Here is a 21,341-nt window from a genome sequence, read left to right as displayed (position 1 = left end):
GCTGACAAAGCCGGGGTGTGAACGCTATGCTTGAGAGATATGCATTGCGTGTGACCATACCGAATAAGGGAGTGATTTGTGGGCCAATCAGTGGCGGTAAGTCATTGGGTAAGAAACTTGTTGATCGGGCTGTGTGTCTTGCTGGTGCTGTATGCGCTGGCAGGGTTTCTATTACTGCCGTGGTGGCTTGAAAAAGAGCTTCCGAACCAGTTGGAGCAAAGAATGGGTTGGCAGGCTCAGGTTTCTGATATCCGCTTCAATCCCTTTGTATTCAGCCTGGAGGTCGATGCGTTTTCAGCTCAGGACTCCGATGACCGTCCGGTTGCCGCATTTGATCATTTACGAGTGAATCTGGACGTGTTGCAGCTTGCCAGAGGGGTTGTCGGGTTTGATGAAATACTTCTGATGAAGCCCGACGTGCGTTTGGATCTGCTGGAAGACTATTCCGTTAATTTTGCCCGAGACTGGAATCAAGCAAACCCGGGAGTAGAAGAGGAAGCGCCCGAGGCTGATCAAGAAGACTCCGAGCCGCCTAAACTCTATTTCCGGCATTTGGCCATTGAGGATGGCCGATTGTTGTTCAGAGATTTCACTCAGGATGACACCGTCGAATTGCAGGTTGAACCGCTGGATCTTGCGGTTGACGATCTGGCTACATGGTCGCGGGGTGAAGAGGATAGCCGCTATTCCATCATGGCCGCCATCGGTGAACAGACCCTCGAGTGGGAGGGCGAGCTGAGTATTAACCCGTTGTATTCCGAGGGTCGGGTTCGATTTTCTGAGGTGAGTTATAAAACCTTGGCGAAATATCTTGAGCCGCACCTGTCATGGCGGCTGCAGGATGGACGGGTCACGGTTGAATCGGATTACTGGCTTTCAAACGAACGTGGTTTTCAGTTGGAAACGTCCAACGGCGCGTTACAGGTTAAGAAGCTGGCGTTGGCTCTGGCAGAAGACCTCGAAGAACCTGCGTTGAGCATCGAAGGGCTGTCTGTTGATGGCATTGGTTTTGATCTGGCTGCGAAGGAAGCTCGGGTGGGCATGGTGACGATTGACCAGCCGTTTGTTGCAGCAACCCGGCGAGCGGATGGCAGTATCGACTGGCAAGCCTCGCTGCCGGCTGCCGAAACAGAGCCAGGGGCTGACGGGGAGCAGACCGCAGGGCCGGCGTTTCACTGGGAAGTGCAAGGCGCCGAGTTAAAACAGGGCCGCGTGCGCTGGCGGGATGAGGCAACTGAGCAACCCGCTGAGCTGGAGCTGGTGGATTTGGCGGTAAGCTTGGGTGCCCTGTCCCACCGAATGGATGAACCGGCATCCTATGATCTGTCGACCAAGCTGGCCAGTGGTGGCCAAATCACGGCTAAGGGGCAAATCACACCGAGCCCATTCAATTTCGAAGCGGCATTGGCTGGCTCGGGCATCGTTTTGGCGGCGGTTGAGCCGTACATTCAGCTCGGTGCCAATGTCGCGGTGAGGGACGGCAAGCTCGGCTTCGACGGCAATCTGGATCTTGATGGGCAAGACGCTCCGATGACAGGCACTTTCAGTGGCTCGGCACAGATAACCGATTTTGACCTTCGCCTTCCAAGCCAGGACGGCCAGTTGGTGACCTGGCAATTGCTGCGACTGGCTCCGGTGGAATTCAACGTTAACCCTGCCCGATTGGAGATTGGCACGGTAACGCTTGCACAGCCTTCGCTCAATGTGGTTCGGGTAGAAGGCGGTGCCCACAATGTTGAAAGCATTGTCAAAACTGGCCCGGATACTCCTGTGCCCGATAAAGCATCCGCTGAGCAAGGAGATGGCGAGCCTGAATTTGTTTTCCGGATCGGAGAGTTGCTCATTGATGATGGCTCGGTGGGTTACACCGACCGGACGCTCAAGCCGGCGTTCAGCACCACCTTTGAAGCTTTGTCAGGTTCTGTGAGCGGTATCACCAACGTGCCGCCTCAGCAGGGGCTGGTTAATTTGAAAGGTGAACTGGCGGGTGGTGCCCCGGTGACATTCGAGGGCACGCTGGGTGCTTTAGGCACGGACGAAACCAGCGACTTGAAACTCACCATGGAGGGCTTGTCGTTACCGGTACTTTCGCCCTATCTCGGCCGCTATTTGGGTTACGCGGTGGATGCCGGAAAATTGGATCTTGAGCTGGATTATGAAATTACCGGCTCGAATTTGAAGGCTTCGAATCAGGTGGTTTTGGATCGGATGCGGCTTGGCCAAGCGGTGTCCAGTAAAGACGCGGTCAAGGCGCCGGTGAAGTTGGGGTTGGCCTTACTGACCGACCAGCAGGGCATCATTAAAGTGGATTTGCCCATTGAGGGCGATATCGCAAACCCGGACTTCCGGATTGGTCAGGTGGTGATGCGTACCTTTGTGAACCTTCTGGTGAAAGCGGCGGCTTCGCCATTCAGTATGTTGGGTTCTTTGGCGGATTTTGCAGGCTTCAGCAGTGAGGAGTTGGGGCGGGTGAGCTTTGTGCCCGGTAAAATTGCTTTGGCGGACGGCGAAGCTGAAAAGATAGCTGCGCTGGCGAAGGCGCTGAACGACCGGCCGGACTTGCTGTTAAGTATTCGTGGCGCGGCGGCACCCAATGCCGATGGTCTGGTGTTATTGAAAGAGCGTATGAAGGCAGCCGGTGAAGCCGTCACGGAAGAAGCATGGACTGAAGTGCAGCAGGAATACCGCGTGGGTGAGCGCCAGCTGCCACCGGAGGCTTTGAGTCAACTGGCTGCCAGACGAGGTCAAGCTATCCATCGGCTATTGAAAGATACCCACGGCGTACCCGCTGGCCAGCTTTTCACATTGGATACCCTGCAGCAATCGGAGCTGGATGAGCACGGGAACGTGATCGTGCCTTTCACGCTGGATGTGCGCTGATCGTGAATCGAACAGGAAGCCTTGAATGAGTCTGAGAAAAACGCCCGTTAGCCATTTTTTTGCGTATGTGTCCCGGCTGCGTTGGATCAAACGCTGGGGCCTGATGCGCAATGCCATCGAAGAAAATGTGGCGACCCACTCGTGGGAAGTGGCTACCATTTCCCATGCGTTGGCGCTGATCCGAAACAATCAATTTGGCGGACAGGTAAACGCTGATCGCATTGCGACCGCCGCGCTCTATCACGATGCCACCGAAGTGATTACCGGTGACATGCCGACCCCGGTGAAGTATCACTCGAAAGTCATGCGGGAAGTGTTCGGCGACATCGAACACAAAGCGGAAGCTGAGCTGTTGGCGTTGTTGCCCGATGAGTTGCAGGATGCTTTCGCGCCCTACCTGCGGGAATCGCAATGGACGGAGGAAGAGCAAGAGCTGATCAAATCCGCGGACCGGTTGTCTGCGCTGTTGAAGTGTCGGGCCGAAATTCAGACCGGTAACAAAGAATTCGAGCCGGCAGCGGAGCAGATTCTCCGCCGCCTGCAAGAAGACGCCTCGCCGGAAGTGATGTACTTCCTTGAAGTATTCGCGCCCAGCTATGAGCGCCCGCTGGACCACCTATTGGGTTAGCGAGCGCTTCGGCGCTCTCAGTTGGTGCCGGCGGAGGCGACCATGCCGCTGCGCAAGCCTTGACGAACGACATCTTCGGGGCTGCCGGCCAACTCTCGGAACATGCCCATGGAGCCGAGCAGCGCGGTAGATTCATAGGGCACGAACACGCGCTCGCCGTCTTTGGCCATGGTCGGCAGGGCTTTGATGTAGCTCTGGCCCAGCAGGTAGCCAACAACGGTGCGTTTGTTTTCTTCATTCTCGCCGATGGCATTCAGTACCAGGCGGATGGATTCCTGTTCACCTTGAGCGCGCAGAATAGCGGATTCCTTGTCGCCCTGAGCGTTCAGGATGGCGGATTCTCGCTGGCCCTGAGCCATTGCAATGGCTGCGGCTTTTTCACCCTCAGCTTCCGTTACAGTGGCACGACGCTTACGCTCGGCTGCCATCTGCAGGCGCATGGCCTCTTCCACTTCTTCCGGCATGCTGATGTCTTGCACTTCCACACGGGTCAGTTTGACGCCCCACTTTGATGCGGCTTCTTCCATTTCTGCCTGAATGGCGCTGTTTACTTCACTGCGGGATTCAAACAGCTTGTCCAGCTCCATCTTACCGACCACGGAACGCAGAGTGGTTTTAGCGAGTACTTCCACCGCTTGGCTCATGTTGGCGACTTCGTAAACGGCACGGCGGGGGTCGATGATCTGGTAATAGAGCGCGCCGTTAATTTTCACCGTCACGTTGTCGGTGGTGACAACGGGCTGACCCGGGAAATCCATGACGGTTTCACGGCGGTCGATGCGAATTTCGTCGCTGGTCACCGGGTGGTATTCCTCACCCATGCGCATGTAACGAATCATGCTGATCGGGCGGGGTTTTTCGATAAACGGAATGATGATGTTGATGCCGCTTTCCAGTACGCGGTTAAACGAGCCCAGCCGCTCGATGACCATGACTTCAGATTGGCGAATGATCACCAGGCCCTTGGCAATAATGAAAATGCCAACAGCGACAATAATTAAGCTGATAACCAGCCCTGGAGTAATGAATGCTTCCATGATTAACCTTCCTGTTTGGGTTGCGCGAGGTGCACGATGGCAGTGGTGCCATCAAATTTGTCAAAAATCACTGCTGTGCCTTCCGGTAATTCGGGGCTGCTGCCATCGGCGAGTTTCAGGCGATAGAAGTCGCCGTTGATCTTGATGCCGGTCGCGCCATCGAAGTCACGCAACAGCGTCCGATAGGTTTTGCCGTGTTCGACACCGGTTCCGGTGGTGCCGTAGGCCACGCCTTTGGGCGAAAAACGAGGGCGTATCCAGCGGATCGCGACGGGCACCAGAATGCCGGACATCACGCCCATAGTGACCAGCTGCCATTCAAACGAAGCGCCCAGAAAAGACGCCAGCGCCGTCAGCGCGGCCGCAATCCCAAGCGCCAGCAGCAGAAGCACGCCGGAGGTGAGTTCAGCAAGGCTGAGGACCAAAGCCAGAATCAGCCATAAGTGGGTAAGACTCCATTCCATAATCAGTTCCAAGCGAAGGGCATGAATTCAGAAGAATCTTGATTGTAACCAATGAACTCGATGCCGTCTCTGACTGGCTGCACGGATTGGGCTTAAGTGGTGTGGCCGGAATGACCACGTCAAGAAACGTTTACTGCCATAGCGAGGTTTGAACTAAGCATTACAGTGTGGAGGTACTAAAGTGTGTTGGTATTGACCAACAATAATACGAAAGGTTGTCCGCATGAAAGATTTCAAAAATAAAGTGGCTGTGGTGACAGGAGCCGGTTCAGGCATTGGCCGAGGGCTCGCGAAAGTATTGGCCGCTAAGGGTTGTCGTTTGGCGCTGTCTGACGTTAACGAAGTCGGCTTGGCAGAAACAGTGGCTTCTTGTGACGGAGCAGACGTGAAATCTTACTACCTGGATGTGTCTGATCGTGACGCGATATACGCCCACGCCGAGCAAGTACGCGCAGACTTTGGGGCGGTCAATCTTGTCATCAATAACGCCGGCGTTGCGTTGTCGGCATCCGTTCGCGAGATGACGGATGAAGATTTCAAGTGGATCATGGATATCGATTTCTGGGGTGTTACCCATGGTACCCGTGCTTTTCTGCCCCACCTGATCGCGTCCGGTGATGGTCACGTGGTGAATATTTCCAGTGTGTTTGGCTTTATAGGTGTGCCTAAACAGAGTGCCTACAATGCTGCTAAATTTGCGGTGCGTGGGTTTACGGAATCGCTGCGACAAGAAATGAAACTCGAACGCCAGCCGGTTCAGGTTAGCTGCGTCCACCCAGGTGGCATTCGCACGAATATCGCCAACGCCGCTCGTATGGGTAAAACTGAAAATGCTGAAGCCCAGCGTAAGGGCTTTGATAAATTGGCCATGACCACGCCGGACAAGGCCGCCGAGATTATCGTGAAAGGGATTTTGAAGAATGAATCCCGGATTCTGGTCGGGCCTGATGCTTGGGGTATCGATGCCATAAACCGGTTGTTGGGTGCCGCATACCAACCCTTAGTTGAACGCTTCTCCCGTAAAAATCTCTATAACTGACCGTGTTCGAAACCGTTAGGGAAAAGCGGACTACGTGTTTTATAGTCAGTTAATCCGCGATAATAATTAGAAGCCTGATCTAAGGCAGAATCAGTATGGATAAGTTCAATCACCCGGATTTAGGCAAAGCACTGATGCAAAGCCGTTCCGGGCTTAGGGATAACCACCGTCGATCACTCGCCCGGTTTTTGTTTTGGGTGACAGGGTTGTCGCTCATGGTGTTTGCCGTGCTCCAGCTTTTCAGCGGTCATCCTTGGGTATCAGCCGCTGAAGTCATCGTCGGTAGCTTATCGTTTCTGGGCGTTGCCAGAATCAATCACACACTGCACTTTGAGCGGTGGGTCTATGGCTATCTGCTCACCCTGTTCTCTTTTTTCATTGCCATCATGCTGTTGCCTGACGCCTCGACGGCGGCATTCGTTTGGGTGTTGATGATGCCTGTACTTGCGTATCTATTGCTGGGTAGGCGCGAAGGCATGATGCTGAGCGTGCCATTCATGCTCTTGGGTTGCGTGGTGTACTTCTTCTATCTTGCGGGTCTTGCTGAGCTTAGCAGGGCCGACTTCGTGATTGATTTCTTGAACATGGTGCTATGCAGTAGCTTGATGCAGGTGTTCATTTATATGTACGAAGCTCGGCGAGAAGAAGCCGAACAGCGTTTAATCGAAGTTGCCCAGACGGATACGCTGACGGGGCTGGCTAATCGCGGGAACTTCCAGTCTACGCTGACCCGGACCATTGCGGAAAGTGAGCGCAGTAACACAGCGTTCGCTTTGGTGATGATGGATATTGATCACTTCAAAATCGTCAACGATACGCTTGGACATGAGGCGGGCGACTTCGTGTTGCAGGAGATCGGCAAGTGCCTGCGCGATCGATTACGAACCACCGATTTCGTCGGCCGCTTGGGCGGTGAAGAGTTTGGTTTGATTCTGAGGGATGTGTCACCAACGGCTGCTTATGAATTGATAGAGGAGCTACGACAGCGCATCGCAGTTCGGGAGTTGAGTTATGGTGGTACAGGCATAAAGGTGACGGCTTCGTTTGGCATGGCGCAATGGCCAGAGGATGGCCGACAGGCGGATAGCTTGTTCTCGGTGGCAGATCAGCACCTTTACCGGGTCAAACGGGCTGGCCGTAATCAGGTTGCCTCGTCTTTTGCTGGGTTATCCACCTAGACTGCAGGTGCATTGGCTGGAGGTGAGGGCTGAATACGGTATGCTTACGCTGACCGTCTATTTTGCTCGAGGATTCATCGAACCATGTGTGAACTGCTGGCCATGAGTGCCAACACCCCTACTGACCTATGTTTCAGCTTTACCGGTCTGACTCGCCGGGGTGGCGAAACGGGGCCTCACAAAGATGGTTGGGGCGTAGCTTTTTACGAAGGCAAAGGTATTCGCTGTTTTCACGACTCTGATGCCAGTGCCAGCTCACGCCTTGCCGAAGTGGTACAAACCCACCCGATCAAAAGCGAAGTGGCGGTCTGTCATATCCGGCAGGCAAACGTGGGCGAGATATGCTTGGCCAATACCCATCCGTTTATTCGTGAGCTCTGGGGGCGCTACTGGGTTTTTGCCCATAATGGCCAGCTATCAGACTTCAGTGCACAACAGGGGTATTACGAACCGGTTGGTGGCACTGACAGTGAAGCGTTATTTTGCGACATGCTCAATCATCTGAGAGAGCACTGCCACCGTGATGACAACCTTGAGCAGGTAGTCGAGAGGCTGGTCACCCTTTCTTCGCACTACGCTAGCCAGGGCGTATTCAACCTGCTGCTCAGTAACGGCGATTGGTTGTTTACCTACTGCACCACCAAAATGGCCAGCATCACCCGCCGTGCACCATTCGGCCCGGCCCGTTTGAAAGACACCGATGTCACCATCGACTTCGAAGCCGAAACCACCCCCAACGATATCGTCAGCGTGATTGTCACAGAGCCTCTAACCACCGATGAAACCTGGGATATCTATCAGCCCGGGGAATGGCGCCTGTGGCGCAAAGGCGAAGTAGTGATGACGGGCGGGTTGGAAAGCTAGAGTTTTGTGGAGGCGGCTGGTCTCTATTGATCATTTACCCGAAATCTAAGCCGTAATTGGCTCTCGTGAGGACGTAAACGGATATGTCAGGACTAACGAATACCCACAGCAAAATTATTGGTTACTTACTTTGGATCTTCGGGTTTCTGGGGTCGCATCGTTTTTACTACGGCAAACCCATTACCGGTACCATTTGGTTCTTCACTTTGGGCTTGTTTTTCATTGGCTGGATCATTGACTTGTTCCTGATCCCAGCCATGGATCGCGAGGCCGACAGCCGGTTCCAGCAAGGGGAAGTCGATTACAACATCGGCTGGATACTACTCACCTTCCTGGGCGTTTTTGGTGTGCACCGTATGTACATGGGCAAGTGGATTACCGGCATCATCTACCTGTTTACCGGCGGCTTGTTCTTCATTGGCGTGTTGTACGATTTCTGGACGCTAAACGACCAGATTTCGGAGCGGAACAGCGAAGTCCGCTTCGGTTAATTACAGACCGGCGGCGGCTTCCAGCTCCGCCAAACCGTCCTCCAAGTAATCCAGCATTCGCTGAAGGCTTGGCAACGTACGCCGGCATCCGATCAGACCGAACTCGATCTGATCGTTGTAGCTGGTCAGGGTCATGTTCAACGCCAGGCGATCCATGGCGATGGAGACAGGATACATACCTTCCAGCTTTGCGCCGTTCCAGTAACGGGGGGTGTTCGGCCCCGGGACGTTCGAAATGACCACGTTAAAGGTTTGCCACTTTGGGGCCATGCCGGTTAGAAAATGAAAAGCCGCGGGTGCCAGGGTCAGCGCCGTGTAGTTAATAATCTCTTCGGGCGACATCTGGCGGTAGCGCTGTTTGGCTTCCTGCATGCCGTGGTGAATTTTCGTCAGCCGATCGCTCGGGTCTGCGAGGTCGGTATGCAGGTTGGCGAGAATAACCCCGACTTGATTACCGGAAGAACTGTCATCGTGGCGAAGGGAAACCGGCACCATCGCAATCAGTGGTTTGGCAGGAAGCGCATCTTGATTGATCAGATAGGTGCGCAGAGCCGACGCCGACATGGCGGTGACAACATCGTTGACTGTGGTGTTGTATGCTTCGCAGACAGCTTTAATGCGGTTTAGGCTGTAGGATTGAGCCGCAAAGCGTCGTGACCCAGTGACTTTCTGGTTCAGCACACTTCTTGGCGCGTGGAAGATGGAGTCGTAAGCGGGATCTTTGCGGGCCCGGTTTATGGTCTTCAGCAGCTCTTTTGCTACCGCTGGAATGGTGCTGAGTTGTCGGCCGGAATTTCTCAACAAGTGCGCCACGCTGCTCCACAGGGATGTCGAGCGATCGTTTGCCCCAGACCGAGTCCGCTCTGGCATGGCCCAAATCGGTGCCATGTTGGTTTCTTGCGGGTTGTCACTGAGCATTCGAGTGGCCATTTTCATCGCGGAGACACCATCCACCAATGAGTGGTGCACCTTGGTGTAGAGCGCAAACTGCCGGTCTTGCAGTCCTTCAATCAGATGCACTTCCCACATGGGCCGCTCTCGGTCCATCAGGTGCGAATGCTCGGCCGATACAAACGACAGCAATTCCCGGATACGCCCGGGTGTTGCCAAGGCCTCGAAGCGAAAATGGTGCTCAAGGTCCAGATGCTCGTCCTCTACCCATCCCGGTTGGCCCAGCTTATAGCTTAGGCGCTGGTTGAATGGCGGGGTGATGTGCTCGTGCTTCCGCAGCTGCTCGGCCAATTGGGCAACATAGTCATCCGGGGCTCCCTCCGGAAACGAAAAAATCTGAAGGCCACCCACATGCATTGGCTGCTGGCGTTTTTCCAACCAGAGGAACAGTTGGTCTGTCGGGTTCAAAGGCTTCACGGCAGGTCTCTTATTATTGATCTTGAAACCGATACTAACGCGAGTATCGCCGAACTTGATTGGCCCAACACTCGTCGGGTACAGCTCAGGAAGTGAGTCGCCGGATAAAGCGCGTTAGGGGTGCGGGCCCCTCAACGCTTTGACGTTTTCTTCCAGTGCTTCGGCCGTTGCTGCCTCTGGATTGACAGGGTGATCGGCCAAGAGATGAATCCGTGACCAGAAGCGCTTGGGTAGATGGGTCAGCGCGGGCCCACCGCAATGACTGAAAAAACTTCCCCATAGCCCCCTGAGTGCGAGCGGCACCACCGGCACTGGCCGGCGCTGCAAGATCAGCTCAACGCCGGATTTGAACGCAGCAACTTCACCATCGGAGGTCAGCCGACCTTCGGGGAAAATACACACCACGTTTCCGGCCGCCAGTTCCTCATCGATCCGCTCAAACGCCGCTTCGTAGATCTCCGGTACCTTTGCTTTCGGGCCGATGGGGATGGTTTTGGCCATCCGGAAGAAGGTGCCCAGCACCGGCGTGGAGAAAATGTGGTGGTCCATGACAAAGCGAATCGGCCGTTTGACCGCCCCGGCGATCACCGGCGCGTCCATGTAGGACACGTGATTGCACACCAACAGCACGGGCCCCTCCTCCGGAATTCGGTCCAGGTCATGGTGCTTAACCCGGTAAATCGTGTGCGACATCATCCAGATCACGAAACGTAGCGCGAACTCCGGCACCTGCTGGTAAACAAACGCGGCGACAATCAGATTCATGATCGACAGCACCAGGAAAAACTCGGGAATGCTGAGCCCGATCACGCCGAGCACCAACATGCCCAACAGCGCACTCGCCACCATGAACAGTGCATTAAACACGTTGAGAGCCGCAATCACCCGGGCCCGGGTATCCGGTGGGGTTTCCTGTTGCACAAAGGCATACAGCGGTACGATAAACAGACCGCCCGAGATGCCAATACCGAGCAGATCAATCGCCACTCGGCGGTAGTCGCCCTCGGTGAAAATCATCCACCAGTCGGACGGCACCGGTTGTGCCGGCATGTTCAGGTAAAGGTCGATACCAAACAGACTCAGGCCAAGGGAACCCAGAGGCACGATGCCCAGCTCGACCTTGTGGCCCGACATCCGCTCACAAGCGACCGAACCCAAGGCAATGCCGACCGTGAAAATGGCCAACAAAACCGTGACCACGGTTTCATCGCCCAGCAGCTCATCTTTGGCGAAGCCGGGGAACTGCGTCAGGTACGCTGCACCCAAAAACCAGAACCAGGAAATCGCCAGCACGCTCAGCAGAACGTTGTGGTTCTCCTTGGCAATGGCCATCAACTTCCAGGTTTCTTTCAGCGGGCTGAAATTGATTTTCAGATCCGGAGCAGCAGCTTCGGCTTTGGGGATTTTAAGCGCCGAAAACAGCCCCAGTGCCGCAACCAGCAACACCGCAACGGCAATCATCGGCCCCGGCAAGGGTGCCTTCATCATCACACCGGCCACCAAGGTTCCCAGCAGAATGGCGACAAACGTCCCCATCTCCACCAGGGCGTTACCACCCACCAATTCCGAGTTATCCAGAGTTTGCGGAAGAATGGCGTACTTAACCGGACCAAAAAAAGCGGATTGAACCCCCATTAAAAACAGCAACAGCAGCAACATCTCATGCCAGCCGAACCAAAGCCCGACCGCCGCCACAGCCATGATGGCGACCTCCGCCAACTTGACCCAGCGAATAATGCCGGACTTCTCATAGCGATCCGCAATCTGGCCCGCCACGGCCGAGAACAAGAAGAAAGGAAGAATGAACAGCATGGCGGCCAGATTGACCACCACATCGGAAGACAGACCGAACAAGCCACCGGCGTTATAGGTCACCAGCAACAAAAGAGCGTTCTTGAACAGATTGTCGTTAAACGCACCGGCAAACTGGGTGACAAAAAACGGTGCAAACCGCCGTTCCGACAACAAACGAAACTGGCTGTGATCTTCCATAACCTGGGGCACTCCGAATCCGCGGGGGTTTGCCGCAGACTATACGCGGCTTACCACCCGGTCAAGCACAGCGGAATGCCAGAGTCAGGCCGCCTGAGTGTCCATCTGATCGGCCGAAACAGGCAATTCCAACAGAATTCGGTCGCCATCCAGAAGCACCGGATAGGTCCGGACCTGAATACCTTCATCCTCGAGACAGACCCCGGAACGCAAACTGAAATGCTGTTTGTACAACGGCGAAGCCACCACCGGCTCACCGCCTACATCCCCGGTAATTCCCCGTGCCAGCACGTTCGAGCCACTGAACGGATCGGTATGACTGACCGCAAACAACGCCGGCAACCGATGCGGCAGATAAAACACCGCGACCGGCCCGTCTTTCGTCCAAACCGCAATGCCTGAATCCGGAACCAAGTCTTCAACGGTACAAACCACATCCCAACGAGTACGAGCTTTCATAGATCTTCTCCAAATTTGCTTTCTAGTGTTTCACCAAGGCCTGTGAGCCGGGTGGTGTGGGGATGCTTTTCTGCAGGAAAAAAGATGCCTGAGCGAAGCGAGTTGTTTTTTCCGAAAGAAAAGCATCCCCATGCCTCCTGGCCCTGCCCCCGCTCAAAGCACTACACAGATTCCAAAACAGGCCGACGCTGCCCCCGCTCCGAAGTCCACTGCTGCACCGGATCCTTCTGCTCCGGCGCATTCACAAACTCCCGGAAACGCTTGCGCTTCTCAGGATCCTCAACCGCCGTCTTCCACTCACACTGATACGTGTCCACAATCTCCGCCATGTGCTGCTCCAGCTCCGCACCAATACCCAAACTGTCCTCCAGCACCACCTGCTTCAAGTACTCCAAACCGCCTTCAAGGTTCTCCAGCCAAACACTGGTGCGCTGCAACCGGTCGGCGGTCCGGACATAAAACATCACAATCCGGTCAATCGCCTGAATCAGCGCCTCATCGGACAAATCCGTCGCGAACAAATCCGCGTGCCGGGGCCGCATCCCGCCATTGCCGCACACGTACAAATTCCAACCCTTCTCCGTGGCAATCACCCCGAAATCCTTGCTTTGCGCCTCGGCACACTCTCGAGTGCAGCCAGATACGCCCATCTTCACCTTGTGAGGCGCTCTCAGGCCCTTGTAACGGCTCTCCAGAAGGATCGCCATGCCCACACTGTCCTGCACGCCATAGCGGCACCAGGTGCTGCCGACACAGGACTTCACCGTACGCAGCGACTTGCCATAGGCGTGACCGGTCTCGAAACCGGCCGCAATCAGTTTTTCCCAGATCGCCGGCAACTCGCTCAGGGTGGCGCCGAACAGATCGACTCGCTGGCCGCCGGTGATCTTGGTGTACAGGTTGTACTCCTTGGCCACTTCGCCCAGAACGATCAGCTTGTCCGGTGTGATCTCGCCACCGGGAATGCGCGGCACGATGGAATAGGTGCCGTTCTTCTGCATGTTGGCCATGAAGGTGTCGTTGGTGTCCTGCAGAGGCACATGGTCTGTGGCCAGGATGTGGTCGTTCCAGCAGCTGGCGAGAATGGAGCCGACCGTGGGTTTGCAGATATCGCAGCCTTGACCTTTACCGTACTGGTTGAGCAGCCCACGGAAGGAGCGAATGCCATTCACCTTCACCAGATGGAACAGCTCCTGACGGGTGTAAGGAAAGTGCTCGCACAGATCGGTGCAAACCTCCACGCCGCGCTTTTCCAGTTCGCTGTCCACCACCTTCTTCAGCAGCGCCGTACAGCCACCGCAGCCGGTACTGGCTTTGGTCTCGGCTTTCACGCCGCCAAGGTCGGTGCAACCGGCATCAATGGCGCCACAGATGTCGCCTTTTGTGACGTTGTGGCAGGAACAGATCGATGCGGTGTCGGGCAGCGCATCGGCACCCAGGGAGGGCGCTCCGCCCTCGGTTTCAGGCAGAATCAGCACTTCCGGATTGCCGGGCAAGTCCAGACCATTGAGCGTGTACTGCAGCAAAGTGTCGTAGTGGCTGTTATCGCCCACCAGAATGGCCCCCAAGAGCTTCTGGCCATCCTGGCTGACCACCATGCGCCGGTAATGGCCGGTTTGCTCGTCGTGGAAGCGGATATTGCGCGCGCCCGCTGTCTGACCGTGAGCATCGCCAATGGAGCCGACATCCACGCCCAGCAGTTTCAGCTTGGTGCTCATGTCGGCACCGGTGAACGCGGCACCATCGTCGTTATTGAGCGCCGCCGAGAGCGTCCGGGCCATGGTGTAGCCGGGGGCTACCAGTCCGAAGATCCGGTTGTTCCACAGCGCGCATTCGCCGATCGCGTGAATCCTGGGGTCGGAGGTGGTGCATTGGTTGTTGATCACGATGCCGCCGCGCTCGCCGACTTCCAGGCCGCAGTCTCGGGCAAGAGTGTCTTGCGGCCGTATGCCGGCGGAGAAAACGATCAGGTCGGTCTCGAGGTGGCTGTCATCGGAGAAGTTCATTCTCAGCCGGGCTTCACTACCGGGCACGATGGCCGTGGTGGCTTTCTCGGTGTGCACCTGAACGCCCAGCTCTTCGATCTTGTGCCGCAGCAAAGCGCCGCCTTGGTCATCCAATTGCACCGGCATCAGGCGCGGGGCAAACTCCACCACGCTGGCCTGCAACCCCAGACTCTTCAATGCGTTGGCGGCTTCCAGACCGAGCAGTCCACCGCCCACTACAACACCGGTTTTAGCCTCGTTGGCGCTGGCGCGAATGGCGTCAAGATCGTCCAGAGTCCGGTACACAAAGCAGCCGTTGTGATCGTTGCCGGCAATCGGCGGTACGAACGGGTAAGAGCCGGTGGCCAGCACCAACTGATCGTACTGATACACCCCTTTAGGCGTGCTGACGACCTGATTGTAGCGGTCGATGGCGGTGACCTGTTCATTCAAGTGCAGGTCGATGTCGTTCGTTTCATACCAGTCGGCTGTCCCCATCGCCAGATCCGCGTGGCTGGAACCCGTGAAGTATTCGGACAAGTGCACCCGGTCATAGGCGAGTTGTTTCTCTTCGCCAAAGACGAGGATCTGGAACGATTCTGCCGCCGGGGACTGGACGAACTGCTCGAGAAAGTGATGGCCGACCATGCCATTACCAATCACGATCAAGGTTTGCTTACTCATGGTGTTTTCCTCTCTCAAGGCAGCGCTCAGGCTGCTGCTTCACAATAGGGTTTGCCGAAAGCAATGGCGCTTCGGTAATCGGAAATGTCTTGGGCGCTGCGAATCAGGTCGGTGTACCAAGCGCCGTTGGCGGTGTCGCCCAGCAACATGGCGCCGACCAAGCGGTTGTGTTCAATCAACAGCCGGCCATAGCGGTGCTTGGGGCCATCGCGCCATTGAATGGTTTCGGTATCAGGGCCGGGTTCCACGCGGCCGCAGGAATAAATAGGAATGCCGCTGATCTTCAGGCGGGTGGGTATCTCAACCGTTGCAAAACCTTGGACATCCGCTTGCAGACACAGATGCTCGGCGAGGGCTTGAGCCTGATGAAAGCCGGGTTCAACCAGCCCGAAGGTCTGGCTACCAAATTGGCTGCACTCTCCAAGCGCGTAGATGGAGGGGCTAGAGGTGCGCATCTGGCTATCGACGCAGATGCCGCGGTCACAGCGCAATCCGGCGTTCACAGCCAGCTTTGTATTCGGGGTAATACCGGTGGCGATGACGACCAAATCGGTGGCGAGCACCGTATCATCGTGCAGTTGAACGGCTCTGACCTGTTTTTTGCCCAGCAAGGCTTTCGGTGAATAACCGGTCAAAACATTCAGGCCACGCTGCTCCAGCAGGGCTTTTAGTACATCGCCGGAGGTACGATCCAGTTGCCGGTTTAAAACGTGGTTGCTTCGGTGTAGTACCGTGACCGCCATGCCCCGCGCGCGCAGGCCTTCCGCCGCCTCCAAACCCAGAAAACCCCCGCCGATCACCAAGGCGCGCTGGTGGTGGCCGGCTTTTTCGATCATGGCCCGGGTGTCTGCCAGGCTACGAAACATCCGCACGCCGTCCAGATCTTCGCCCGATATGCCAAGGGCGGACGGACTGGAACCGGTTGCCAACACCAACTTGCTGTAGGGCTGAATCCGGCCATGAGCGGTGACAACCTGGCGGTGCTCGATATCAATACGGGTGACCGGTTCGTGATTACGGACCTCGATCTGATGTTGCGAGAACCATTGGGCGGGCTTGAGTTCAAGATCGGTTTCGGTGACTTCGTTGGCGAGTAGGGATGACAGCTGAATGCGGTTGTAGGCAGACACCGGCTCCCCGTTAAAAACCACAATCTTGCTGAAAGGGTGGCCATTGGCGACAAGGTTTTCGATCAGGCGCTGAGCCACCATACCGTGGCCGCAGATCACTAAGGGAGCGTTCGGGTTTGTCGTCATAATGAGCTCCGTTCCTGATTCAAAAAAAAAGCCGGGGCACCGCCCTCTCCTGAGAGAGCGCGATGAACCGGCGCCAATGCCAACAACAATGATCTTGTGGTTCAGCCATCCGTGGCCGATTAGTCGTCCTTGAATTTAGTAATGCGATCTCCGTGCCAGTTTGCAAAGTGCATATTTTTCAATTGCTTGTTGGATTTTTGTTTGGTTTTGTTCGCATGGGCTGCACATTGATGGGGCGCCATGCCCGATGATGAAGCCCGCGGGTCTGGCCTGTTAATTGCTCGGTTCATTGCTTCGTGATGTTAATAGGTGTTGGTGGTCAGATTCGGTGAGCGTTGCCGATCTCTGCCCGCCGGCGCAGCAACAGGAGCCATAACGTGAGTAATACATCCGGTTCGGCCCGTCCACAGGCTGCCACTGCGGCTGATTTTTTGATCGCTTCGCGACAATGCGAAGTTCGAAGCCTGGAATACTTTTTGTTGATGGGACGATTGGTGCAGAGCACCGGGCACCTGATCCACGAGCTGCAGCGTGAGCGAGGTGTGACGAGCCTTTATCTGGGCTCGGAAGGCCAGCGGTTCGGAGGCGAGCGGGCGGGTATTATCCTGCAGACGAGTGAACGGTTAGAGATGTTTTATCAGGCGTTGAACGATATTCAACATGAGCTGATCAGCCAGCCGGTCAGTAGTCCGTTGCTTGGCCATATTGCTAGCGCGCTTCACGGTTTGGGGCAGCTTGAAGACATCCGCCATCGAATCGAGAAACAGACGATTGAGTCGAACACAGCGGTGGACTGGTTCAGCGATACCATCTATCAGCTAATTACGGTGGTGTGTGAGGCCGCGGATACCGTTGTGGAGCCTTCCATTGCGGGCCTGCTGGTAGCCTTGGTGCAAGTGATGACAGGCAAGGAGCACTGTGGGCAGGAGCGGGCGGCTGGCTCAACCGGGTTTGCCCGAGGGCGCTTTGATCGTGCACTGTCACGACGCATGATGCACCTTGTTGAAGCGCAGGATCGGTGTTTTGAGGTGTTTGTTGCGCACGCTCCGAAGGACAGTCTTGCGCGTTGGCAGCAACTTCGTGGGCACCCTCGGGAGACGGAGATAGAAAGGCTCCGCCAGATTGCGGTGTCTATCGGCCCCTACAAACCGTTGGACCCGAAGCTGGCTGAGCGTTGGTTCACGTTAATGACGGAACGAATGGACGATCTGAAACAGATTGAGGGTTCGGTCGAAAGTGCGTTTCACCACCGTTGTGTGGAACGTTATACCGAGGCCCGGCGTTCGTTGGCGGATCAGTCAACGCTATTGGCTTCGCTGGAGCAAGGCGTGCAGGCAGGTGGGTCGATTCTGGATTTGATTCAGGAACAGAACCAACGATTGCAGCAGATGTCCGAAGAGCTGCAAAGCGCGAAAGAAGCTCTTGAGGAACGACGGGTTCAGGAAAAGGCGGTTCTGCTATTGATGGAACACCGCAATATCAATGATGACGAAGCCCACAGAGTGTTGCGCAAACTCGCGATGGATCAGGGAAAACGCCTGCCCGAGGTTGCTCGCGCGCTCATTTCCATGGCAAATGTGCTGACCTGAAGGCGAGCGCCCGGACTTTGCCTAAGCAGAGCCCGGGCGTGCATCATGCCGTGGCTTTGGCGGGAATGCTGTCGCCAGAAGCTTTCTGCTGGCTGCTTCGGCGGGTATTGATGGTTTCAAACTTCCGCTGCTTTTCGTAGAGGAACGACAGCACTTCTTGGCGGTAATGAACGTACTTGGGATTATCTGCCAGAGCGACCCGATCGCGAGGCCGGGGCAATTCGATCCGTAAGTCCTCACCGACGGTGGCCGAAGGTCCGTTGGTCATCATAATGATGCGGTCCGACAGCAACACGGCTTCGTCGACGTCGTGGGTGATCATGATCACGGTATTGTTCAATTCCTGCTGGATGTCCATCAACGAATCCTGAAGGTGGGCCCGGGTCAGTGCATCCAGTGCCCCGAACGGTTCGTCCATCAGCAGCACACTCGGTTTCATGGCCAGAGCCCTGGCGATGCCCACCCGTTGAGCCATGCCCCCGGAAATTTCACCGGGGCGTTTGCCGGCGGCGTGGGCCATATTGACCAGTTCCAGATTGTGCAAAATCCACTCTTTACGTTCCTGCCGGCTCATCGTTCTTTTGAACACTTGTCGTACCGCCAGTTCGACATTCTCGTAAACGGTCAACCAAGGCATCAGGGCGTGATTCTGAAACACGACGGCTCGCTCCGGCCCCGGTGAATTCACTTCGTGCCCGTCCAGAACGCAGCCTCCTTTGGAGGCTTGTAGTAGCCCGGCCACGATATTGAGCACGGTGGATTTGCCGCAACCGGAGTGCCCGATCAGGGAAACAAATTCGCCCTTCTGTATTTTCAGGTTCACATTATCCAGCGCAATGAACGGACCTTTTGCCGTCTCAAACGCCATTTCAACGCCCGTCAGTTCAAGATGTAATTTAGCCATGGAATTCACCTTATTCGCTTGCGGAGTGCCGAGACCGGCCTCTTCCAAAGTCAGATTCACAGAGTTGTATTCAGCGGCCTTCGTTCCAGGCGACCTTTCGTTGAATCAATTGCATCACTCGATCCAGAACAAACCCGATAAACCCGATGGCGAGCACCGCCACCATAATCCGGCTGAGTGACTGGCTACTGCCATTCTGGAATTCGTCCCAGACAAATTTGCCGAGCCCCGGACTCTGAGCCAGCATTTCGGCTGCGATCAGCACCATCCAGGCAATCCCCAAAGACACTCGCAGCCCGGTAAAGATCATCGGAATCGATGACGGCAACACCACTTTACGAACATGGCTCCAGAACGACAGGTTGAGTACCCGGGACACGTTCATAAGGTCCGGGTTGACCGCCGCTACGCCCACACTGGTGTTGATCAGTGTGGGCCACAAACTGCAGAGGGTGACGGTGATCATCGAGGTCAGGAACGACTTCTCGAACATCGGGTCGTCGCTGACGTATGTGGCGGAAACCACCATGGTGACCAGTGGCAGCCACGCGAGGGGCGATACCGGTTTGAAGATCTGAATCAGTGGATTCACGGCCGCCTGGAAGTGTCGGTTCAGCCCGAACAGGATGCCCAGCGGAACGGCGATCAGTGCCGCCACCAGAAAACCCGCAAGGACCGTGATTAGGCTGGTACCAATTTGGTCAATGAAGGTGGGGGCGCCGGGGTAGTCGCGGATGCGAACTTCGGCGTCCGGATTGTTAGCCAGAATGCGTGCGTTGCGTTCTTCTTGCATGATGATGAAACGGTCGGCTTTCGCGCGCTGATCCGAATGTTCCTGCCACAGCTGGCCGGCTTGTTCCACGACCTGTGCCGGCCCGGGAAAGGTGCCCAGAGAGGTGTTTACCTGAGGCGCAGCGAGATGCCAGAAACCCACGAACACCAAGATGCCAATGAACGGGAGGATCAATTGGCGGCCAGATGACGCCAGATTCGTGGGCGTAAAGTGCTCCAAGAGCTGTCTGAGGCTGAAGCCCATGGATTGGCCGAGCTTTCCGGTTAACGAATTCATCTGCATTCCCCCTTAAGGCGTCTGGTCAGCTTTCAGACCGATTTCGAAACGATCGATGTAAGCGTTGGGTGTTTTGGGAGTGAAGGGCACACCGTCAATTAACGTGCCCTGAAACGGACGCTCGAAGTTCTCGCCGGAGAAATCCGGGAAATCGCTGGCGGCCATCAGGCCGTCGTCAACCAGTGACTTGGCCGCCTGGGCGTAGAGATCGCCCCGGTATACTTTTGCGGCGGTTTCCATGTACCAGCCATCGGACTTAGGTTCAGGAATCTGGCCCCAGCGACGCATCTGCGACAGATACCAGATGGCATCGGATGGGTACGGGTAAGTGGCGTGATAGCGGAAGAATACGTTGAAATCAGGCACCTCCCGGACATCCCCTTTCTCGTACTCAAAGGTTCCCGTCATGGAGTTGGCGATAACCTCCGGGTCTGCGCCGACATAACTCGACTGGGAGAGAATCTTGACCGCCTCGGCCCGGTTTGCGTTGTTGTTCTGGTCTAGCCAATGGGCGGCCCGGATCAAGGCGCGAAGCAGTCGAAGGTGCGTGTTGGGGTACTTTTTAGCCCACTCCTCGGTGACCCCGAAGACTTTTTCCGGGTTGTTGGGCCAGATCTCGAAATCGGTAATCACTGGTACGCCGATGCCCTTGAACACCGCTTGTTGATTCCAGGGCTCACCTACGCAATACCCTTGAATGGTGCCGGCCTCCATGGTCGCAGGCATCTGGGGTGGGGGCGTTACCGAGAGGTGGACCTCGGCTTGCAGGGTGCCGCTGGTGTCGCCGCGCTGGGGCGCGTAGTAACCGGGGTTCAGCCCACCGGCTGCCAGCCAGTAGCGCAGCTCATAGTTGTGGGTGGAGACCGGGAACACCATGCCCATCTTGAAGCGCTCACCACGGTCCCGAAATTCTTCAATGACCGGCTTCAGGGCCGCTGCGCTGATGGGGTGTACCGGTTGACCACCCTCTTCAGATAGTTGTGGTTTCATGGCCTCCCAAACCGCATTGGAGACGGTGATGCCGTTGCCGTTGAGGTCCATGCTGAAGGCGGTAATGATGTTGGCCTGGGTGCCATACCCGATGGATGCGCCGAGGGGCTGGCCAGCCAGCATGTGCGCGCCGTCCAGTTCCGATGTGATGACGCGATCCAGCAAAACCTTCCAGTTGGCCTGAGCCTCGAGCTCAACAAACAGCCCTTCATCGAGGAAGTAGCCCTGTTCCCAGGCAATGGCCAAGGGCGCCATGTCGGTAAGCTTGATGAAGCCCAGCTTGAGATCCGGCTTTTCTGCGGGTCCGATATCGCCGTGCGCCAATGAGGCTAATCCCAGTAGCAGTGCCGTTATGCCTGACCGAAGGTGTTTCAGGGTTATTGCCATGATGTGACTCGCTCTGATCTTCAGCATCCTTCTTTAACGCAAAAGCGCCTACCCTCCGTTGCCGGAAAGCAGGCGCC

The 21,341-nt window shown here is 56.0% G+C and carries 17 protein-coding genes; 7 read left to right on the top strand and 10 right to left on the bottom strand.

The features are described from left to right. Positions 1-78: 78 nt before the first annotated feature. Positions 79-2,880 (top strand): DUF748 domain-containing protein, encoded by a 2,802-nt coding sequence (locus tag ACNQ6O_RS13175; RefSeq protein ID WP_418053685.1) that lies wholly within the window; start codon positions 79-81, stop codon positions 2,878-2,880. A 25-nt stretch (positions 2,881-2,905) separates the two neighbouring features. Beyond that, positions 2,906-3,508 (top strand): 5'-deoxynucleotidase, encoded by a 603-nt coding sequence (gene yfbR / locus ACNQ6O_RS13170; protein WP_418053684.1) that lies wholly within the window; start codon positions 2,906-2,908, stop codon positions 3,506-3,508. A 17-nt stretch (positions 3,509-3,525) separates the two neighbouring features. Here the strand turns inward: yfbR and ACNQ6O_RS13165 are convergent, their stop codons facing one another. Together ACNQ6O_RS13165 and ACNQ6O_RS13160 are read right to left on the bottom strand one after the other, a co-directional pair. Further along, positions 3,526-4,545 (bottom strand): SPFH domain-containing protein, encoded by a 1,020-nt coding sequence (locus tag ACNQ6O_RS13165; RefSeq protein ID WP_418053683.1) that lies wholly within the window; start codon positions 4,543-4,545, stop codon positions 3,526-3,528. Positions 4,546-4,547: 2 nt separating this feature from the next. Then, complete coding sequence (locus ACNQ6O_RS13160; protein ID WP_418053682.1) at positions 4,548-5,009, bottom strand: NfeD family protein; 462 nt, start codon at positions 5,007-5,009, stop codon at positions 4,548-4,550. Positions 5,010-5,232: 223 nt separating this feature from the next. Here ACNQ6O_RS13160 and ACNQ6O_RS13155 point away from each other — a divergent pair, with 223 nt between their 5' ends. The 4 genes from ACNQ6O_RS13155 (at position 5,233) to ACNQ6O_RS13140 (ending at position 8,581) form a co-directional block, all read left to right on the top strand. Next, a complete protein-coding gene (locus ACNQ6O_RS13155; RefSeq protein ID WP_418053681.1) occupies positions 5,233-6,048 on the top strand; it encodes an SDR family NAD(P)-dependent oxidoreductase in 816 nt (271 codons plus the stop codon). 95 nt (positions 6,049-6,143) lie between these two features. Then, positions 6,144-7,226: a GGDEF domain-containing protein gene (locus ACNQ6O_RS13150; RefSeq protein WP_418053680.1), complete on the top strand. Its 1,083-nt coding sequence runs from the start codon at positions 6,144-6,146 to the stop codon at positions 7,224-7,226. A gap of 84 nt (positions 7,227-7,310) precedes the next feature. Continuing rightward, positions 7,311-8,090: a class II glutamine amidotransferase gene (locus ACNQ6O_RS13145; RefSeq protein WP_418053679.1), complete on the top strand. Its 780-nt coding sequence runs from the start codon at positions 7,311-7,313 to the stop codon at positions 8,088-8,090. A gap of 83 nt (positions 8,091-8,173) precedes the next feature. Further along, positions 8,174-8,581, top strand: coding sequence for an NINE protein (locus tag ACNQ6O_RS13140; RefSeq protein ID WP_418053678.1), 408 nt, complete (start codon positions 8,174-8,176; stop codon positions 8,579-8,581). Here the strand turns inward: ACNQ6O_RS13140 and ACNQ6O_RS13135 are convergent, their stop codons facing one another. The 5 genes from ACNQ6O_RS13135 to ACNQ6O_RS13115 all read right to left on the bottom strand — a co-directional run bounded on the left by ACNQ6O_RS13135 (position 8,582) and on the right by ACNQ6O_RS13115 (position 16,325). Further along, positions 8,582-9,949, bottom strand: coding sequence for a WS/DGAT/MGAT family O-acyltransferase (locus ACNQ6O_RS13135; protein ID WP_418053677.1), 1,368 nt, complete (start codon positions 9,947-9,949; stop codon positions 8,582-8,584). A gap of 114 nt (positions 9,950-10,063) precedes the next feature. Next, positions 10,064-11,941, bottom strand: coding sequence for an MFS transporter (locus ACNQ6O_RS13130; protein WP_418053676.1), 1,878 nt, complete (start codon positions 11,939-11,941; stop codon positions 10,064-10,066). Positions 11,942-12,025: 84 nt separating this feature from the next. Next, entirely contained in the window at positions 12,026-12,400 is a 375-nt protein-coding gene (nirD, locus tag ACNQ6O_RS13125) for a nitrite reductase small subunit NirD (RefSeq protein ID WP_418053675.1), read from the bottom strand. A 161-nt stretch (positions 12,401-12,561) separates the two neighbouring features. Continuing rightward, positions 12,562-15,069: a nitrite reductase large subunit NirB gene (nirB, locus tag ACNQ6O_RS13120; protein ID WP_418053674.1), complete on the bottom strand. Its 2,508-nt coding sequence runs from the start codon at positions 15,067-15,069 to the stop codon at positions 12,562-12,564. 26 nt (positions 15,070-15,095) lie between these two features. Further along, positions 15,096-16,325 carry an NAD(P)/FAD-dependent oxidoreductase gene (locus ACNQ6O_RS13115; RefSeq protein WP_418053673.1) on the bottom strand — a complete coding sequence of 410 codons (1,230 nt, stop codon included), beginning with the start codon at positions 16,323-16,325 and terminating at the stop codon, positions 15,096-15,098. Positions 16,326-16,702: 377 nt separating this feature from the next. Between ACNQ6O_RS13115 and ACNQ6O_RS13110 the strand changes: the two genes are divergently transcribed. Then, positions 16,703-17,914, top strand: coding sequence for a nitrate- and nitrite sensing domain-containing protein (locus ACNQ6O_RS13110; RefSeq protein ID WP_418053672.1), 1,212 nt, complete (start codon positions 16,703-16,705; stop codon positions 17,912-17,914). 43 nt (positions 17,915-17,957) lie between these two features. Here ACNQ6O_RS13110 and ACNQ6O_RS13105 read toward each other — a convergent pair whose 3' ends face one another. From ACNQ6O_RS13105 to ACNQ6O_RS13095, 3 genes are all read right to left on the bottom strand, one after another. Beyond that, positions 17,958-18,818 (bottom strand): ABC transporter ATP-binding protein, encoded by an 861-nt coding sequence (locus ACNQ6O_RS13105; RefSeq protein WP_418053671.1) that lies wholly within the window; start codon positions 18,816-18,818, stop codon positions 17,958-17,960. Positions 18,819-18,888: 70 nt separating this feature from the next. Further along, a complete protein-coding gene (locus ACNQ6O_RS13100) occupies positions 18,889-19,893 on the bottom strand; it encodes an ABC transporter permease (protein WP_418053670.1) in 1,005 nt (334 codons plus the stop codon). Between the two features lie 6 nt (positions 19,894-19,899). After that, on the bottom strand, positions 19,900-21,264 hold the full coding sequence (locus ACNQ6O_RS13095; RefSeq protein ID WP_418053669.1) for a CmpA/NrtA family ABC transporter substrate-binding protein: 1,365 nt from the start codon (positions 21,262-21,264) through the stop codon (positions 19,900-19,902). Positions 21,265-21,341 lie beyond the last annotated feature (77 nt).

It is taken from the genome of Marinobacter sp. SBS5 (assembly GCF_048285575.1).
In the GTDB taxonomy this organism is placed as follows: domain Bacteria; phylum Pseudomonadota; class Gammaproteobacteria; order Pseudomonadales; family Oleiphilaceae; genus Marinobacter.
This window is presented reverse-complemented; position numbering and strand designations above follow the sequence as displayed.

Coding starts and splice junctions, on each gene's coding strand:
- ACNQ6O_RS13155 (WP_418053681.1), top strand. CDS start 5,233: ATGAAAGATTTCAAAAATAAAGTGGCTGTGGTGACAGGAGCCGGTTCA.
- ACNQ6O_RS13150 (WP_418053680.1), top strand. CDS start 6,144: ATGGATAAGTTCAATCACCCGGATTTAGGCAAAGCACTGATGCAAAGC.
- yfbR (WP_418053684.1), top strand. CDS start 2,906: ATGAGTCTGAGAAAAACGCCCGTTAGCCATTTTTTTGCGTATGTGTCC.
- nirB (WP_418053674.1), bottom strand. CDS start 15,069: ATGAGTAAGCAAACCTTGATCGTGATTGGTAATGGCATGGTCGGCCAT.
- ACNQ6O_RS13095 (WP_418053669.1), bottom strand. CDS start 21,264: ATGGCAATAACCCTGAAACACCTTCGGTCAGGCATAACGGCACTGCTA.
- ACNQ6O_RS13100 (WP_418053670.1), bottom strand. CDS start 19,893: ATGCAGATGAATTCGTTAACCGGAAAGCTCGGCCAATCCATGGGCTTC.
- nirD (WP_418053675.1), bottom strand. CDS start 12,400: ATGAAAGCTCGTACTCGTTGGGATGTGGTTTGTACCGTTGAAGACTTG.
- ACNQ6O_RS13165 (WP_418053683.1), bottom strand. CDS start 4,545: ATGGAAGCATTCATTACTCCAGGGCTGGTTATCAGCTTAATTATTGTC.
- ACNQ6O_RS13145 (WP_418053679.1), top strand. CDS start 7,311: ATGTGTGAACTGCTGGCCATGAGTGCCAACACCCCTACTGACCTATGT.
- ACNQ6O_RS13105 (WP_418053671.1), bottom strand. CDS start 18,818: ATGGCTAAATTACATCTTGAACTGACGGGCGTTGAAATGGCGTTTGAG.
- ACNQ6O_RS13115 (WP_418053673.1), bottom strand. CDS start 16,325: ATGACGACAAACCCGAACGCTCCCTTAGTGATCTGCGGCCACGGTATG.
- ACNQ6O_RS13140 (WP_418053678.1), top strand. CDS start 8,174: ATGTCAGGACTAACGAATACCCACAGCAAAATTATTGGTTACTTACTT.
- ACNQ6O_RS13130 (WP_418053676.1), bottom strand. CDS start 11,941: ATGGAAGATCACAGCCAGTTTCGTTTGTTGTCGGAACGGCGGTTTGCA.
- ACNQ6O_RS13160 (WP_418053682.1), bottom strand. CDS start 5,009: ATGGAATGGAGTCTTACCCACTTATGGCTGATTCTGGCTTTGGTCCTC.